Origin of the sequence: Phenylobacterium sp., assembly GCF_030681155.1 — a bacterium.
Lineage (GTDB): Bacteria > Pseudomonadota > Alphaproteobacteria > Caulobacterales > Caulobacteraceae > Phenylobacterium.
On sequence record NZ_JAUXXE010000039.1, the window covers coordinates 13,293 to 29,078 of the forward strand.

Genomic DNA, 15,786 nt, shown 5'->3' on the forward strand with positions numbered 1-15,786 from the left:
TTTGGGCTAAATCAGCCCTGGCCGGTCATCGACGCCACTTCGGCGGCGAAATCGTCCACTTTCTTCTCGACGCCTTCGCCCAGGGCGAAGCGCACGAACGCCTTCACGGTCACCGGCGAGCCGGTTTCCTTGGCGGTTTCAGCGATCAGCTGCTCAATGGTCTGATCCGGGTTCATGACGAAGGGTTGCTTCAGCAGCACCACTTCTTCCTGCCACTTGCGGATGCGGCCTTCGATCATCTTCTCGACGACGCCGATGGGCTTGCCCGATTCCAGCGCTTGGTCGGTCAGGAACTTCTTTTCCTTCTCGACGGCGGCCGGATCGAGGTCGCCCTCGTTCAGCGCCAGCGGCGGGGTCGGAGTGCCGGCCACGTGCAGAGCGATCTTGCGGCCGACATCCTTCAGCACGGCTTGATCGCCAGCGCCTTCCAGAGCCACGAGCACGCCCAGACGGCCGACGCCTTCGCCCTGCGCGTTGTGCAGGTAGAGGGAGACGGCGCCTTCGCTCACCGACAGGCGAGCCGAGCGACGCAGACGCATGTTCTCGCCGATGGTCGCGATCAGGTTGGTGATCACGTCGCTGACGACTTCACCCTTGGCGGTCTTCGCCGCGGTGATGGCGTCCACACCTTCGATTTCCAGGCCGATGGCCGCGAAGTCGCGGGCCGCGGTCTGGAACAGATCGTTCTTCGACACGAAGTCGGTCTCGGCGTTCAGCTCGATCAGCACGCCGGTCTTGCCGTCGTCGCTCAGCTTGCCGGCCACGAGGCCTTCGGCGGCCGCGCGGTCAGACTTCTTGGCGGCCTTGGACAGGCCCTTGGTGCGCAGCCAATCGACGGCTGCTTCCATGTCGCCGTTGTTTTCCTGCAAGGCCTTCTTGCAGTCCATCATGCCGGCGCCGGACTTCTCGCGCAGGTCCTTGACCAGCGCAGCGGTGATTTCCGCCATAGTCAGCTCCTTCTAGTCGGAATGGTTTGACCGGACCCCTTATGGGGCCCGGCCATGATCGTTTGACGTCAACCGGTGAGACGCCGAAGCGTCTCAGGCTTAGGCTTGGTCGGCGGCCGGAGCTTCGGCGGCCGGAGCCTCCGAGGCGGCTTCGGCAGCTTGGGGCTCCGGCGTGAGCTCTCGCGCCAGAGTCGGCTCGATCGGCGCGACGGAAGCGCCCAGGTCGACGCCCGAGGCCGATTGGCCGGCGGCGAGACCGTCGAGGACCGAGTCGGCCATCAGGTCGCAGTAGAGCTGGATGGCGCGCGCGGCGTCATCGTTGCCTGGGATCGGATAGGTGATGCCGTCCGGATCGCAGTTGGTGTCCAGGATAGCGATGACCGGGATGTTCAGCTTGCGAGCCTCTTGGATCGCGATCGACTCCTTGTTGGTGTCGATCACGAACATCAGGTCCGGAATACCGCCCATGTCCTTGATGCCGCCGAGGCTCAGCTCGAGCTTATCGCGCTCGCGAGTCATCTGCAGCAGTTCCTTCTTGGAACGGCCTTGGCCTTCGCCTTCCAGCAGGCCTTCCAGCTCACGCAGACGCTGGATGGAGCCCGACACGGTGCGCCAGTTGGTGAGCGTGCCGCCCAGCCAACGGTGGTTCACATAGTATTGGGCGCTGCGCTTGGCGGCGATGGCGACCGGCTCGGAAGCCTGGCGCTTAGTACCCACGAACAGCACGCGACCGCCGCCGGCGGCGACTTCGCGCACCTTGACGAGAGCTTGGTGCAGCAGCGGGATCGACTGCGACAGGTCAATGATGTGGATGTTCGACCGCGAGCCGAAGATGTAGCGGTCCATCTTCGGGTTCCAGCGGTGGGTCTGGTGGCCGAAGTGGGCGCCAGCTTCCAGGAGCTGACGCATGGAGAATTCAGGAAGCGCCATAGGCTTTTTCGTCCTTTTTCCGGTTAACCTCCGCAGGCAAACCCTCCTGATGGAGGACCGGAATGGATACGAGCGGGATTTCTCCCCGCGCGTCGCCAAACGCCTACGTGTGGAATGAGGCGGGCAAATAGGGGTTTGCCGCGCAAAATGCAAGCCTTGCCCTGCTTTGGCGCCGGCCCGGCGCTTGCAGAGCCTGCGCCGCCAGTTCACTCTCTGGTGGTCGGAGGATCAAAATGACACCTATCATAGTGCTCGGCGCGGGACTGGCCTTCCTGGCCGGCGGGACCCTGGTTCCGTCGCAAGGCACCTTCGGGCAACCGACGGGCACGCTAAGGCCAAGCCCGACCTATGCGCCGACCTATACCGCGCCGCCACCGCCCGCGCGCTACACCCCGCCGCGTACATATTCCGCTCCACAACCGCCGCCGACCGTGGGTCCCGACCGCTTCCGGCCCTACGAGCCGCAGTCGGTCTATTCCAACCGCGGCGGCGTCAACGGCTATCCCAGCGCGCCCAAACCGCCAGGCTACATCAGCCCCTACGGCAAGTGACGTTGCTTACTGGTGGACGGCTTCCAGCCGGTAGCCGTCCGGATCAGTGACGAAGGCCGCGTAGTAGGCCGGGCCATAGTCCGGTCGTGGCCCTGGCGCGCCGCGATCGGTTCCCCCCGCGGCCAGCGCCGCGGCATGAAAGCCATCCACCGCATCACGATCTGGCGCATCGAAGGCCAGGTGGAACCCTGGACCTGGCGCTCGCGCGTCTAGGTAAGGAAACAGGTTGAGTTTTTCGCCCCCGCCGGGCGGCCCATAGCCTAGACCTCGGGGACTATCCCACAGCCGAACCCAGCCGAGCGGCGCCAGCACCGCATCATAGAACACTCCACTTCGGGCGAGGTCGCGCACGCCGAAAGAGATGTGCCCCAGCACCGGCCTAGAGGTCTTCGACGAACGAGACGCCGGGCGAGGTCTTCAATGCTCCGCGCACCGCGCCATCCAGTGTGAAGCGTCCAGGCAGCTTCATCTCCACCTCGCGCCCGCCTTCGATGGCGGCCACCAGAATGATCTCGCCCCCGCGTGGATTGGCGACGCCCAGCCGCTTCTTGATCGCCTCGATCTCGGTGCTGCGCGGGACCAAGTGAACTCTTAGCGCGGCGACCGCATTCTCGATCGCCTTGTCGACCGGCTCGCAATCATCGCCAAAGAACCGCACCTCGCCGTCGCGAGCCTTGGCCCGCACCTTCAGGGAGACCGCCATTCCGGGCTCTAGCATGTCGCGGCACTTGCGCAGCGACTCCGGCGGGAACAGCACCTCGTACTCACCGGTCGGGTCCGACAAGGTGACGAAGGCGAATTTCTCCCCGCTCGACTGCGAGGCGCGTTCCTGCTTGCGACGCACGACCCCGGCCATCCGGAACGCCTCGGCGCCGGCCTCGGCCTTAGGGATCACTTCGGCCAGCAGGTCGGTCCGGCGACGACGCAGCGCCTCGACCATGTCGTCCAGCGGGTGCCCCGACAGATAGAAGCCAACCGCCGCCAGTTCCTCGTCGAGCCGCTGGACCGGGGTCCACGGATCGCTCTTCGGCATCTTCTTTTTCTGGGCTTCGACTTGGAAGTCGCCAGCCGCGAAAAAGTCTTGCTGGTCTGAGTTCCGTTGCGCGGCGACCGACTGGCCGTAGGCGACCAGGAAGTCAGCGGCCCCAAAGACTTGCGCGCGATTGGGATGGATGGAGTCGAACGCCCCTGCCCGCGCCAGCGTCTCGAACGCGCGCTTGTTGACCTGCTTGGGGTCCACCCGCTCGACAAAGTCGAAGATGTCCTTGAACGGGCCGCCTTCGTTGCGGACCGCCACCACGTGTTCCATCGCCTGGAGGCCGACATTGCGGATCCCGCCGAGCGCATAGAGAACCTCGCCGTTCTCGACCTCAAAGTCCGCGCCCGAGCGGTTCACGTCGGGACTGCGGACCTTCACCTTGAAGCGCTTGGCGTCCTGGTAGAACACCGCCAGCTTGTCGGTGTTGGAGATGTCGAGGCTCATCGAGGCCGCGAAGAACTCGACCGGCGCGTTCGCCTTCAGCCAGGCGGTTTGATACGACACATAGGCGTAGGCGGCCGCGTGGCTCTTGTTGAAGCCGTAGCCGGCGAACTTGTCGACGAGATCGAAGATCGACCCGGCCTGCTCGGCGGGCACGCCTTTCTCGGACGCACCGGACACGAAACGGGCCCGCTGGAGGTCCATCTCCTCCTTCTTCTTCTTGCCCATCGCCCGGCGCAGAAGGTCGGCTTCGCCGAGCGAATAGCCCGCCAGGATCTGGGCGATCTGCATCACCTGTTCCTGGTAGACGATGATCCCGTAGGTCTCCTTCAGCACCGGCTCAAGGGTCGGATGCAGATAGTCGATCTCACGACGACCAAACTTGCAGTCGATGAAGGCCGGGATGTTGTCCATCGGGCCTGGCCGATAGAGCGAAACGACCGCGGTGACGTCCTCGATGGACCCCGGGCGAAGCTGCCGCAGGGTGTCGCGCATCCCTTGCCCTTCAAGCTGGAACACCCCCACGGTGCCGCCGCTGGACATCACCTCGTAGGCCGGCGCGTCGTCGAGCGGCAGGGTCGCGAAGTCCACGATCTCACCGCGCTTCTTCAGGAACTTCAGCGCCCGGTCGATGACGGTCAGGGTCTTCAGACCCAGGAAGTCGAACTTCACCAGCCCGGCGCTCTCGACCCACTTCATGTTGAACTGGGTCGCCGGCAGCTCCGAGCGCGGATCGCGATAGAGCGGCGTCAGCTCGGTCAGCGGCCGGTCGCTGATCACCACGCCGGCGGCGTGGGTCGAGGCGTTCCGATAGAGGCCTTCCAACTGCAGGGCGACGTCCAGCAGCTGGGAAACCGCTTCGTCATCCTTCTTGGCCTGTTTCAGGCGCGGCTCGATCTCGATGGCCTTGGCCAAGGTCACCGGATTGGCCGGATTGGCCGGCACCATCTTGGCCAGCCGGTCGACCAGGCCTAGCGGCAACTGCAGCACCCGGCCGACGTCGCGCAGGACGGCGCGGGCCTGGAGCGTACCGAAGGTGATGATCTGGGCCACGCGGTCGCGGCCGTAGTGCTGCTGCACGTAGGAGATCACCTCTTCCCGCCGCTCCTGGCAGAAATCGATGTCGAAGTCGGGCATGGACACCCGCTCGGGGTTCAGGAACCGCTCGAACAGCAGGCCGTAGCGCAATGGATCAAGGTCGGTGATGGTCAGCGAATAGGCGACCAGCGAACCAGCCCCGGAGCCCCGCCCCGGCCCGACCGGAATGTCGTGATCCTTCGCCCACTTGATGAAGTCCGACACGATCAGGAAGTAACCGGGGAACCCCATATTGGAGATGACCCCGATCTCCCGCTCCAGCCGCGCCTCGTATTCCTCCGGCGGGAAGGCGCTGGCCTGGCCGCGCGCGATGCGAGCCTTCAACCCCTCGCGCGCCTGATAAGCCAATTCGTCGGCCTCGGAGCGACCGCCTGCCGTGTCGAAGCGCGGCAGGATGGGGTCGCGCTTCTTGACCATGAAGGCGCAGCGGCGGGCGATATCGAGCGTGTTGTCGCAGGCTTCCGGCAGATCGGCGAACAAGGCCCGCATGTCGGCGGCCGGCTTGAACCAATGTTCCGGCGTCACCCGCCGACGCTCGTCCTGCATGATGAAAGCGCCGTCGGCGATGCACAGCAGCGCCTCGTGAGCGGCGTACATCTCCTGCTTGGCGAAATAGATGTCGTTGGTCGCGACCAGCGGAACATCGTGGTCGTAGGCGAAGGCGACGAGTTCGCCCTCGGCCGCCGCCTGCGACGGCAGGCCATGGCGCTGTAGCTCGACATAGAACCGGTCGCCGAACACGCGCGCCATTTCAGCTAGCGCCGCCTTGCCTTCCGGGATCTTGCCAGCGGCCAGCAGCGGATCGACCGGTCCATCGACCCCGCCCGAAAGCAGGATCAAACCTTCGTTGTGTTCGACCACCTTTTGCCAGGGGACCGAAACGTCCTCGCTGCCATCGGCCTCAAGGTAGCAATAGGAGGAAAGGACGCTGAGATTGAGATAGCCCTGCTCGCTTTGGGCCAGCAGAACAATGGTCGGAACCTTGGCCCAGCGTTCGGTTTGGCCGCCGCCGATCCCAGTGACCGGGAGCGCGCAGCCGACGATCGGCTGAACCCCCGCGTCCTTGCTGTAGACAGAAAATTCAAGCGCGCCGAACAGATTGGCCCGGTCCACCAGGGCCACGGCCGGCATTCCCGCCGCCGCCGCCAGACTGCTGACCTTGTCGGCCTTGATCGCACCTTCCAGCAGCGAATAGGCGGAGCGGACCCGCAGGTGGACGAAGCCGTCGTTCACCGCATCGCTCACCGCCAAACCCCCGCTGCTAAGCCGCCAACTGAGCGACCATACACATCATCCACACAAAGCCGGCGACCGACATAAAGGCCAGCGATTCCCGAGCTAGACGAACCATGATCAGCACTCTCTTGTGGAAGTTCTTGGTTCGTTCTTATTCTTGTTTTGTTCTCATCCGTCAAGCGGTCTTGTGGATAATTATGAGGATGGATTTGTACGCTGGGAGGTTCGTTGAAGGGGCCTGTGGCGCGACGACGCCTCCCCCTCTCCGAACCTCTCCCTGGGAAGAGGTCAGCTGAGGGGCGTCGCGCAGCGACGAACGCGGCGTATCAGATGGTCCACACCTAGAGCGTCTGCGGCTCTAGATGCCCGTCCTTCAGCGCCACGACCCGGTCCATGTGCCGGGCAAGCTCCAGATTGTGGGTCGCGACCAGCGCGGCCACACCCTGGCTGCGGGCAAGCTCGTAGAGGCTTTCAAACACCGCGCCCGACGTGTTCGGATCAAGGTTGCCGGTCGGCTCGTCCGCCAGCAGCAAACGCGGCGAGTTGGCCAGGGCTCGCGCGATCGCAACGCGTTGCTGCTCGCCGCCCGACATCTGGGCCGGCTGGTGGTTGACGCGTTCAGCCAGGCCAAGGCTCGACAGCAGCTCGTCGGCCCGCGCCCGGGCCGCCTTGCGCGAGCGTCCGGCGATCATCTGCGGCAGGGCGACATTGTCGAGGGCCGTGAACTCGGCCAGCAGATGGTGGGCCTGATAGACGAAGCCGATGGTGGCCAGCCGCACCCGTGTGCGCTGGCGGTCGCTGAGATCGGAGCAGTCCCGCCCCTCGATGATGATCTGGCCGGCGTCAGGATGCTCAAGCAGACCCGCGGCGTGAAGCAGCGAGGACTTGCCCGAACCAGAAGGGCCGATCAGCCCGACGATCTCGCCGGGCTTAACGTCCAGATCAACGCCGTTCAGGACAGTCAGGGTCTTGTCGCCGCTCTTATAGGTGCGGCTGAGACCACGGATCGAAAGGACAGGATCACTCATAGCGAAGCGCCTCCACCGGATCGAGACGCGAGGCGCGCCAGGCCGGCGGCAAGGTCGCCAGGAACGACATGGTCAGCGCCCAGAAGGTGATCACCCCAACCTCCTGCCAGTCGATCTTGGCTGGGATGCGGGTGAGGAAATAGATGTCGGAGTTGAAGACCTCCGCACCGGTGACGAACTCCACGAACTGCTGGATCTCACCGATGAAGATGCAGAACAGCGAGCCGATCAGCAGGCCGGCCAAGGTGCCCAGAACACCGACCGATGCGCCGGCCATGAAGAAGATCCGCAGGATGGAGCCCTGCCCCGCCCCCATGGTGCGCAGGATGGCGATGTCGCGGCCCTTGTTCTTCACCAGCATGACCAGGCCAGAAATGATGTTCATGGCCGCGATCGCCACCAGCATCATCAGGATCAGGCGCATCACGTTCCGCTCGACCTTCAGCGCGCCCCAATAGGCCGAGTTCTTCTCGGTCCAGTCGGTGAGCAAGGCGCCCGGCCCGGCGACCCGCGCCACGTCCGCCTTCATGGCGATGGCCTTGTCGGGGTCCTGGAGCTTGATCTCCAGGTAGTCGACCCCGGTGTCCCGCCCGAAGAACAGTTGGGCCTGTTCCAGCGGCATGTAGATGAACGCCTGGTCGTATTCGCTCATCCCGACCGTGAAGGTGCCGGCGATGGTGTAGGTCTTGCGCAGCGGGGTTGCGCCGAACGCAGTCGCCCCGCCGGTCGGCGAGACAAGGCTAAGCTCGTCGCCAGGGCCGACTCCCAGCGTCTGGGCCAGGCGATCCCCGACCATGATCATTTCGCCGCCGTACTCACCCTCGCCGAACCCCGCCATGGTGCCACGCGTGATGTTGCCGGATACGATCTTGGTGGCCTTCAGGTCAGACAGCGTGATGCCGCGCACGATGGCGCCGCTGATCTGGCCGTTGCCGAGCGCCATGGCCTGGGCCTCGACCACGGGGGTGACCTGGATGACGCCGGGCAGGTCGGCGATCTTCTTCACCACCATGTCGCGGTCAGGCGAGTTCAGCACGCCGCCGGCGACATAAAGGTGACCGCTGAAGCCCAGGATGCGCGACAGCAATTCGGCCCGGAAGCCGTTCATCACGCTCATGACGATGATCAGGACCGCCACGGCCAGCATGATGCCGATGAAGGAAATCACCGAGATCAGCGCCACGCCGCCCTGGCTGCGCTTGGCCCGCAGGTAGCGCGCGGCCACCGAGCGTTCCCATTGGCCGAAGGGAGGCGCCCGTCCGGAAGCCCCATTGGTCGCCTGGACGCTCACGCGGGGACCGCCCCGCCAGCGAGCGGCGTCAGAAATCTGGAAAAGCGCATATGGTAGGAAGAGCCCCAATGAGCTGCTTGAACGGCTCTGATAGCCATTGGTTCGCGAGCTTGGCAATGAAGCTGAGCGAAAAGAAGGCCGCCCAACCTTTGGACGGCCTCCAAGTTCGGGGAAAACGCCACCGGCGCCCCGAAGGCCGCCCGTGTCTGTCACCACAAGTAACGTGAGTTACATTGGGTGCAGCGCCGCTTTCGACGAAGCCGCCCAGCGAAACCTCCGGCCGCTCAAAACTTGAGCGAGCCGCCGCAGCCTTGGGCGCCTAGCGCCAGCTACGCGGCACGTCGGGCAGTTGGATCAGCTTGAAATGCAGCACCAGGGCCAGGATCACCCACAGCACGGTGGCGATCATGGTGGTGGTCATGAACTTGCGCTTGAGCTTGGGGTCCACCGGTGCGCCGGGATCGCCGCCGTCGCCGGGGTCGATGCCCGCTTCGGCATGGCTCGTCACGCCCAGCGGCAGGATCGAGAACAGCACGGTCCACCAGATGGTGAAGTAGATCGCGATCCCAGTGAAAACCGTCATCAGTGCGCTTCCTTAGGGGCTTCCATCAGTTCAACGAGGACCCCGCCCATGTTCTTCGGATGGACGAAGATCACCGGCGTGCCGTGCGCGCCGATCCGTGGCTCGCCCGTACCTAGCACCGTCGCGCCCTTGGCCCGCATGTCGTCGCGGGCCGCGATAATGTCGGCCACCTCGAAACAGACGTGGTGTTGCCCGCCGGCCGGGTTCTTCGCAAGGAACCCGACGAGCGGCGAATCGTCACCCAGCGGTTCGATCAGCTCGATCTGGCTGTTGGGCAGGTCCACGAAGCAGACATAGACGCCCTGCTCCGGCATCGCCTTGGTTTCGGTGATGTTGATGGCGCCCAGCACGTCGCAATACAGCTTCACGGACTCGGCGATGGAGGGGGTCGCGACCCCGACATGGTTCAATCTTCCGATCATGACCTGGGTATAGACCTCTCCATCACCGTACGCGAGATCACGTAACGGCGCCTGCCTCTAGACCCGCAGCACGGTCGTCTCGACCACGGGGCGGCGGCCCCAGACGCGCTGGCTGGCCTTCTTGACGGCGCGCGAGAGGGCGGTCTCGACCTCGCTGTCGATATCGCGCTGGTCGCCCTTCAAACGGCCGAACGCCTGCTGGGCCTCGCCCGCCAGATCGTCCAGCACCTCGTCCATCGGATAGTCGTCATCGGCCGGCAGGCCGAGCGCGCGGACCAGGGGACCCGAGACGATCTTGCCGCGCCCATCGAGTACGACCGACACCGCCAGCACGCCATTGAAGGCCGCATGACGGCGCTCGCGCAGGGCGTCGCCGTTCTCCGGCGTCAGGACACCGGCGTCGACATAGATGCGGCCGGCCGGAACCTCGTCGATGATCTCAGCCCGGCCGGGCGCGAGGCGGACCATGTCGCCGTTGCGCGGAGCCACGGTCTGCGGGACCTGCAGGTCCTTGGCGAAGGCGGCGTGCTCGAGCAAGTGGCGGCGTTCGCCATGGGTCGGCACCGCGATCTGCGGCCGCGCCCAGTGATACATCCGCGCCAGCTCGTCGCGGCACGGGTGGCCGGAGACGTGGATACCGGGGTGATCGCGCTCGGTGTAGAGCCGCACGCCGCGGTCGGCGAGGCGGTTCTGCAGGTTGCGGATCGGGATCTCGTTGCCCGGAATAACCCGCGAGGAGAACACGCAGGAATCGCCCGCGCCCAGCTTCACATGCTGGTGGGTGCCGTCGGCGATCCGCGACAAGGCGGCGCGCGCCTCGCCCTGGCTGCCGGTGCAGAGGAACAGCACCTCGTTGTCGGGCGCAGCCCCGGCCTGCTGGTCTGTCAGGAAGTCCTTGATGCCCACGAACAGGCCAACGGACTTCGCCGCCGCCGCCATCCGGTGCATCGAGCGTCCAACCAGGCAAACGCGACGACCGGCCGCCTCGGCGGCCCGGATCACGCTGTCCATCCGCGCGACGTTGGAGGCGAAGCAGGCCACCGCGACCTTGCCTCGGAGCCCGGAGATCAGGTCGGCCAGCGCGTCGCGCACGTCGGCTTCGGATCCAGCCTCGCCGTCCACGAAGACGTTCGTGGAGTCGCAGACCATGGCCAGAACGCCCTCGTCGCCCAACTTGACGATCGCCGCCTCATCGGTTGTCGAGCCCAGCACCGGATCCGGATCGATCTTCCAGTCGCCGGTGTGCAGGATCGTGCCCAGCGGCGTGCGGATCGCCAAGCCGTTCGGCTCGGGGATCGAGTGGGTCAGGGTGATCAGGTCGATCTCGAACGGGCCGAGCGTCACCTTGCCGCCGAGCGGCACCTCGGTGATCTGAGCGTCGGCGCAGTCCTCGTTCTCACGCAGCTTCTCGCGCAGCAGGAAGGCGGTGAACGGCGTCGCATAGAGCGGCGCGCGCAGTTGCGGCCACAGCCACGCCACAGCGCCGATGTGATCCTCGTGCGCGTGCGTCAGCACGATGCCAAGGATGTCCTTGGCGTGTTCGCGGATGAATTCCGGGTCGGGCAGGATGATCTCCACGCCCGGTGTCGTCTGGTCGCCGAAGGTGACGCCCAGATCGACTACGATCCACTTGCGCGCATGCGGCGGGCCGTAGCCGTAGAGATTGAAGTTCATGCCGATCTCGTTCGAGCCGCCGAGCGGCAGAAAAACGAGTTCGTCTTGGTCTTTTGCTTTCATTACGTCCTTGTCGCCGCGTTCCGGCGATGAATCTCGAGAAGACCGCGGATCGTCAGATCCGGGTCGAAGTGATCGATGGCCGTGGTGGCCCCGTGGAACAGCGAAGCCACGCCGCCCGTGGCGACGACGGTCATCGGAGCCTCACGCTCAGCCTTGATCCGGGCGATCAGCCCCTCGATCAGGGCCACATAGCCCCAGAACACCCCCGACTGCATGGCGCCGACCGTATCCTTGCCGACCACACGCTGGGGCTTCTGGATCGCGACCCGGGGCAGTTTCGCCGCCGCCGAGTGCAACGCCTCCATAGATAGGTTGATCCCGGGCGCAATCACCCCCCCTTCGAACCCCCCGTCCGCAGCGATGACGTCGAAGGTAGTGGCCGTCCCGGAGTCGATGACGATCAGGTCGCCCGGATAGACGATGTGCGCGCCCAGGGCGTTGACCAGCCGGTCAGCCCCGGCTTCTGAGGGCTTGTCGATCCGAACCTCGATCCCCAGGTCGGCGTTCTCGCCGATCACCAGCGGCTCGACGTGCAGATAGCGTCTGGCCAGGTTGCGCAGGTTGAAGATCGACTGCGGGACGACGCTGGAGATGATGCAGGCCGTGAGCACCCCGAACTGCAGCCCGGCCATGTTCAGCAGCTGCGACAGCCAGACCGCATATTCGTCGGCCGTGCGGCTGGCGTCGGTCGCCGCCCGCCACTGAGCGATCCAGCTTTCGCCGTCGTGGACCGCGAAGAGCGTGTTGGTGTTGCCCTGTTCGATCGCCAGAAGCATCGGGTTCAAGCCTCCCCAAAGAAGATGTCGCCGGCGGTGATCCTCAGGACCGCGCCGTCATCGAGCCGAAGACGCAGGGCGCCGTCAGCATCTAATCCCTCGGCCACGCCCCGGTGCGTCTGGTTCGGCAACCGCGCCTCACAGGGTTGGCCCAAACCATGGGCGTAGGATGTCCAGGCCGCGGCGATGGGGCCAAATCCCTCCCGCTCCCACGCCGCTCGCCAACGCTCGAAGCTGCCGGCCAGGACTTCAAGGGCGTCGAGCGGCGCGGGGGGCGGGACCGCCATATGCTCGGCGAAGGCCGTGGCCGGACGTTCGACGTCCTGCGGGGCATGAGCCAGATTGATGCCGATTCCGACCGCCATCCACAGCGTCCCGTCGGGTCGCGCGCCGGATTCGATCAGTATCCCGACCGCCTTGCGGCCATAGACCAGCACGTCGTTCGGCCATTTGAGACGCGCCGCGCCGTGGCCGAGGCAGGTGTCGGCCAGTTCGGCGGCGGCCAGCGCCGCCACGAACGACAACTGCGCCGCCTCGCCGGCCGGCTTGGCCGTCGTGAAGAGCAGGGTAGCGGCGAGATTGCCGGTGTTGGTCGACCAGGCGCGTCCCCGTCGCCCGCGTCCCGCCGTTTGCCGCGCCGCCGTGATCCAGACCGGACCGCCCTCCCCCGCCTCGGCGCGACGACGCGCCTCGGCGTTGGTGGAGTCCAGTTCGTCGTAGGCTTCGATCGGCGGGTGGACGCCCACCTAGGAGGCGAGCCCGAACGCGGCCGCCGCCGCCTTGGCCAGCGGGTCAAGGAAGACCAGCGCACCCAGCACGACCGGGAAGGAGAACAGCGCCGCACCGATGGCGACGGCCTTGGCCTCGCCCGGAATGGCGTCGGTGCCGCTCGGCGCGGGGTCGAACCACATCACCTTGATCAGCCGCAGATAGTAGAACGCCGCCACAACGCTGCCGACCAGGCCGAGCACGGCCGCGATCTGGATCATCGGGTCGCCGACATTGATGGCGGCCTTGAAGACGTAGAACTTCGCCCAGAAGCCGGAGAACGGCGGCAGGCCCAAAGCCGACAGCGAGAACACCGACATCGCCAGGGCGATCGCCGGACGTTCCTTGAACAGGCCCGCCATGTCGTCGATCGTCTCCATCGGACGGCCCTCGCGCGACAGCGCGGTGAGGCAGGCGAAGAAGCCGGTCACGTCGACCATATAGAGCACCATGAAGACCAGCATGGCCTGCATGCCCTCGGCGTTGCCGGCCGCGAGGCCGAGCACCGCGTAGCCGATATTGGCGATCGAGGAATAGGCCCACAGGCGCTTCAGATTGGTTTGGGCGAGGCCGACGAAGGCGCCGACGAAGATCGACAGCAGCGCGATCAGCACCAGAACCTGGCGCCATTGATCGGCGGCGCCGGCGAAGCCTTCCGACAGCACGCGTGCCAGCAGCACCATGGCCGCCAGCTTCGGCGCGCCCGCGAAGAACGCCACGACCGGGGTCGGCGCGCCTTCGTAGACGTCCGGCGTCCACATGTGGAACGGCGCGGCGGAGACCTTAAAGGCCAAGCCGCAGATCAGGAACACCAGGCCGAACAGAACCCCGGTGCCCGCGCCCGCCTGCACCGCCACGGCGATGTCGTCGAACTTGGTCGAGCCGGCGAAGCCGTAGATCAGCGACGAGCCATAGAGCAGCAGGCCCGAGGACAGGGCGCCGAGCACGAAGTACTTCAGACCAGCCTCCGAGGCCTTGGCGTCCTCGCGGTGCATCGCGGCCAGGACGTAAAGCGCCAGAGAGTGCAGTTCGACGCCGATATAAAGCGAGATCAGGTCGCCGGCAGAGGCCATCATGCCCATGCCCAGCGCGGCGAGCAGGATCAGGATCGGGAATTCGAAGTTCCGGATCGCCTTCCGCTCGAACCACTTCTGGCCGAGCGGGATGGCCACGGCGCTGGCGATGTAGATCGCCACCTTCGCGAAGGCGGAAGCCTGGTCGGAGATCATGCCTCCAGAGAAGCCGCGGCCGATCGGACCGACGGCGGCGGCCCAGGCCGCCAGCGCCAGAGCGCCCATGGCGGCCAGGGCCAAGGCGCCCGTCTGCCGCGGCGCGAAAGCGCCGACGACGAGGAGGCCAAGCGCCGAGATCGCTAGGATCAGTTCGGGAACGGCGAGAGCGAGGTCGTTTGACAAGATCATGACTTTACAGGTCCCCTCACCCGCCGATGGCCGCGCGGTAGACCGCGGCGAGGTTGTCGACCGAGGCTTGGGTCAGATCGAAGACGGCGGCCGGATAGACGCCGAGGTACAGGGTCATGGCGATCAGCGGGGCGAAGATCGCCACCTCACGCCAGTCGAGGTCGGTGATGTCAGCCAACGCCGGGTTGGTGATCTCGCCGAAGATGACCCGACGATAGAGGCTCAGGGCGTAGACGGCCGAGAAGATGACGCCGGTGGCGGCCACGACCGCGGTCCAGGTGGAGATCTCATAGACCCCGACCATGGTGGTGATTTCGCCGACGAAGCCCGACGTGCCCGGCAAACCGACATTGCCCATGGTGAAGAGCATGAAGGTCGCCGCGTACCAAGGCATCCGGTTCACCAGCCCGCCGTAGAAGGCGATCTCGCGGGTATGCATCCGGTCATAGACAACGCCGACGCAGAGGAAGAGCGCGCCGGAGATCACCCCGTGGCTCAACATCTGGAAGATCGCGCCCTGCACGCCCAGGGCGTTGCCGGCGAAGATCCCCATGGTCACGAAGCCCATGTGAGCGACCGACGAATAGGCGATCAGCTTCTTGATGTCGGTCTGACGGAAGGCGACCAGCGAGGTGTACACGATCGCGATGACCGACAGAGCGAAGACCAGCGGCGCGAAGTAGTCCGAGGCCTGGGGGAACATCGGCAGGCTGAAGCGGAGGAAGCCGTAGCCGCCCATCTTCAGCAGGATGCCCGCCAGGATCACCGAACCGGCCGTCGGCGCCTCAACGTGGGCGTCGGGCAGCCAGGTGTGCACCGGCCACATCGGCATCTTCACCGCGAACGAGGCGAAGAACGCCAGCCAGAGCCAGGTCTGCACCTCCGGCGCGAAGCTGTAGGTCATCAGTTCCGGGATCGAGCTGGTCCCGCTGGAGCCGATCATGAACAGGATCGCCGCCAGCATCAGGACGGAGCCCAGCAGAGTGTAGAGGAAGAACTTGTAGGCCGCGTAGACCCGCCGCTTGCCGCCCCAGATGCCGATGATCAGGAACATCGGCACCAGGCCGAATTCGAAGAACAGGTAGAACAGCACCAGGTCCAGCGCGCAGAACACGCCGATCACCAGGGTCTCGAGGACCAGGAAACAGACCATATAGGCCGGCACCCGCTTCTCGATGGTGTTCCACGAGGCCGCGATGCAGATCGGCAGCAGGAAGGCGGTCAGCAGGACGAACAGGATCGAAATCCCGTCGACGCCCATGCGGTAGTGCAGGCCCGCGAACCAGGCGTGGTCTTCCACGAACTGGAAGCCAGGATTGGCGGGGTCGTATTGGGCCACCAGCAGGACGGAGAGCGCCAGGGTCGCCAGCGTCGTGACCAGGGTGATCCACTTGACCGCGTTGATGGTCTTGGGATCGTCAGCCGGACGGAGCGCCTGCAGCAGCAGGATCGCCGCGACGCCGATCAGCGGCGAGTAGGTGATGAGGGAGAGAATGCCGGTCATTGGATCGCCCTCCC

The 15,786-nt window shown here is 65.6% G+C and carries 14 protein-coding genes and 2 pseudogenes; 2 read left to right on the top strand and 14 right to left on the bottom strand.

Translation table 11 applies throughout. The features are described 5' to 3' along the window. Positions 1-11: 11 nt before the first annotated feature. Together tsf and rpsB are read right to left on the bottom strand one after the other, a co-directional pair. Complete coding sequence (tsf, locus tag Q8M13_RS10010) at positions 12-947, bottom strand: translation elongation factor Ts (protein ID WP_305299808.1); 936 nt, start codon at positions 945-947, stop codon at positions 12-14. Positions 948-1,046: 99 nt separating this feature from the next. Continuing rightward, positions 1,047-1,877: a 30S ribosomal protein S2 gene (gene rpsB / locus Q8M13_RS10015; RefSeq protein WP_305299810.1), complete on the bottom strand. Its 831-nt coding sequence runs from the start codon at positions 1,875-1,877 to the stop codon at positions 1,047-1,049. 233 nt (positions 1,878-2,110) lie between these two features. Between rpsB and Q8M13_RS10020 the strand changes: the two genes are divergently transcribed. Beyond that, a complete protein-coding gene (locus Q8M13_RS10020) occupies positions 2,111-2,428 on the top strand; it encodes a hypothetical protein (RefSeq protein ID WP_305299812.1) in 318 nt (105 codons plus the stop codon). A 6-nt stretch (positions 2,429-2,434) separates the two neighbouring features. Here Q8M13_RS10020 and Q8M13_RS10025 read toward each other — a convergent pair whose 3' ends face one another. From Q8M13_RS10025 to sidA, 3 genes are read right to left on the bottom strand one after another with little or no spacing between them, the layout of a single operon-like run. Further along, positions 2,435-2,803, bottom strand: coding sequence for a VOC family protein (locus tag Q8M13_RS10025; RefSeq protein WP_305299814.1), 369 nt, complete (start codon positions 2,801-2,803; stop codon positions 2,435-2,437). 4 nt (positions 2,804-2,807) lie between these two features. Continuing rightward, entirely contained in the window at positions 2,808-6,251 is a 3,444-nt protein-coding gene (gene dnaE / locus Q8M13_RS10030; protein ID WP_305299816.1) for a DNA polymerase III subunit alpha, read from the bottom strand. A gap of 16 nt (positions 6,252-6,267) precedes the next feature. Further along, positions 6,268-6,357 carry a cell division inhibitor SidA gene (gene sidA / locus Q8M13_RS21020; RefSeq protein ID WP_370653630.1) on the bottom strand — a complete coding sequence of 30 codons (90 nt, stop codon included), beginning with the start codon at positions 6,355-6,357 and terminating at the stop codon, positions 6,268-6,270. A 247-nt stretch (positions 6,358-6,604) separates the two neighbouring features. Here sidA and Q8M13_RS21025 point away from each other — a divergent pair. Further along, positions 6,605-6,670, top strand: a pseudogene (locus Q8M13_RS21025) (hypothetical protein); the annotation flags it as partial. A 93-nt stretch (positions 6,671-6,763) separates the two neighbouring features. On the opposite strand, the pseudogene Q8M13_RS10035 reads toward Q8M13_RS21025, so the two are convergent. The 9 genes and pseudogenes from Q8M13_RS10035 to Q8M13_RS10075 all read right to left on the bottom strand — a co-directional run. Then, positions 6,764-7,270 (bottom strand): annotated as a pseudogene (locus Q8M13_RS10035) (ABC transporter ATP-binding protein); the annotation flags it as partial. Then, complete coding sequence (locus tag Q8M13_RS10040; protein ID WP_305299821.1) at positions 7,263-8,495, bottom strand: lipoprotein-releasing ABC transporter permease subunit; 1,233 nt, start codon at positions 8,493-8,495, stop codon at positions 7,263-7,265. The gene Q8M13_RS10040 and the pseudogene Q8M13_RS10035, both read right to left, overlap by 8 nt. Before the next feature lie 385 nt (positions 8,496-8,880). Beyond that, a complete protein-coding gene (locus Q8M13_RS10045; protein ID WP_305299823.1) occupies positions 8,881-9,144 on the bottom strand; it encodes a DUF1467 family protein in 264 nt (87 codons plus the stop codon). Continuing rightward, positions 9,144-9,566, bottom strand: coding sequence for a methylmalonyl-CoA epimerase (gene mce / locus Q8M13_RS10050; protein WP_305299824.1), 423 nt, complete (start codon positions 9,564-9,566; stop codon positions 9,144-9,146). Before mce ends, Q8M13_RS10045 begins: the two co-directional genes overlap by 1 nt. Positions 9,567-9,623: 57 nt before the next feature. Beyond that, entirely contained in the window at positions 9,624-11,303 is a 1,680-nt protein-coding gene (locus Q8M13_RS10055) for a ribonuclease J (RefSeq protein ID WP_305299826.1), read from the bottom strand. Continuing rightward, the gene (locus Q8M13_RS10060; protein ID WP_305299827.1) at positions 11,303-12,079 is read right to left on the bottom strand and encodes a type III pantothenate kinase; all 777 of its coding nucleotides are present in this window, start codon (positions 12,077-12,079) and stop codon (positions 11,303-11,305) included. Before Q8M13_RS10060 ends, Q8M13_RS10055 begins: the two co-directional genes overlap by 1 nt. Before the next feature lie 5 nt (positions 12,080-12,084). Then, positions 12,085-12,825 (bottom strand): biotin--[acetyl-CoA-carboxylase] ligase, encoded by a 741-nt coding sequence (locus tag Q8M13_RS10065; protein ID WP_305299828.1) that lies wholly within the window; start codon positions 12,823-12,825, stop codon positions 12,085-12,087. Continuing rightward, entirely contained in the window at positions 12,826-14,268 is a 1,443-nt protein-coding gene (gene nuoN, locus Q8M13_RS10070) for an NADH-quinone oxidoreductase subunit NuoN (protein WP_305299829.1), read from the bottom strand. Positions 14,269-14,284: 16 nt separating this feature from the next. Then, on the bottom strand, positions 14,285-15,772 hold the full coding sequence (locus tag Q8M13_RS10075; protein ID WP_305299830.1) for an NADH-quinone oxidoreductase subunit M: 1,488 nt from the start codon (positions 15,770-15,772) through the stop codon (positions 14,285-14,287). Positions 15,773-15,786: the final 14 nt, after the last annotated feature.

Excerpts from the sequence above, each read along its gene's own strand:
- tsf (WP_305299808.1), bottom strand. The coding sequence starts at position 947 with ATGGCGGAAATCACCGCTGCGCTGGTCAAGGACCTGCGCGAGAAGTCC.
- rpsB (WP_305299810.1), bottom strand. The coding sequence starts at position 1,877 with ATGGCGCTTCCTGAATTCTCCATGCGTCAGCTCCTGGAAGCTGGCGCC.
- Q8M13_RS10020 (WP_305299812.1), top strand. The coding sequence starts at position 2,111 with ATGACACCTATCATAGTGCTCGGCGCGGGACTGGCCTTCCTGGCCGGC.
- sidA (WP_370653630.1), bottom strand. The coding sequence starts at position 6,357 with ATGGTTCGTCTAGCTCGGGAATCGCTGGCCTTTATGTCGGTCGCCGGC.
- Q8M13_RS10045 (WP_305299823.1), bottom strand. The coding sequence starts at position 9,144 with ATGACGGTTTTCACTGGGATCGCGATCTACTTCACCATCTGGTGGACC.
- mce (WP_305299824.1), bottom strand. The coding sequence starts at position 9,566 with ATGATCGGAAGATTGAACCATGTCGGGGTCGCGACCCCCTCCATCGCC.
- Q8M13_RS10055 (WP_305299826.1), bottom strand. The coding sequence starts at position 11,303 with ATGAAAGCAAAAGACCAAGACGAACTCGTTTTTCTGCCGCTCGGCGGC.
- Q8M13_RS10060 (WP_305299827.1), bottom strand. The coding sequence starts at position 12,079 with ATGCTTCTGGCGATCGAACAGGGCAACACCAACACGCTCTTCGCGGTC.
- nuoN (WP_305299829.1), bottom strand. The coding sequence starts at position 14,268 with ATGATCTTGTCAAACGACCTCGCTCTCGCCGTTCCCGAACTGATCCTA.
- Q8M13_RS10075 (WP_305299830.1), bottom strand. The coding sequence starts at position 15,772 with ATGACCGGCATTCTCTCCCTCATCACCTACTCGCCGCTGATCGGCGTC.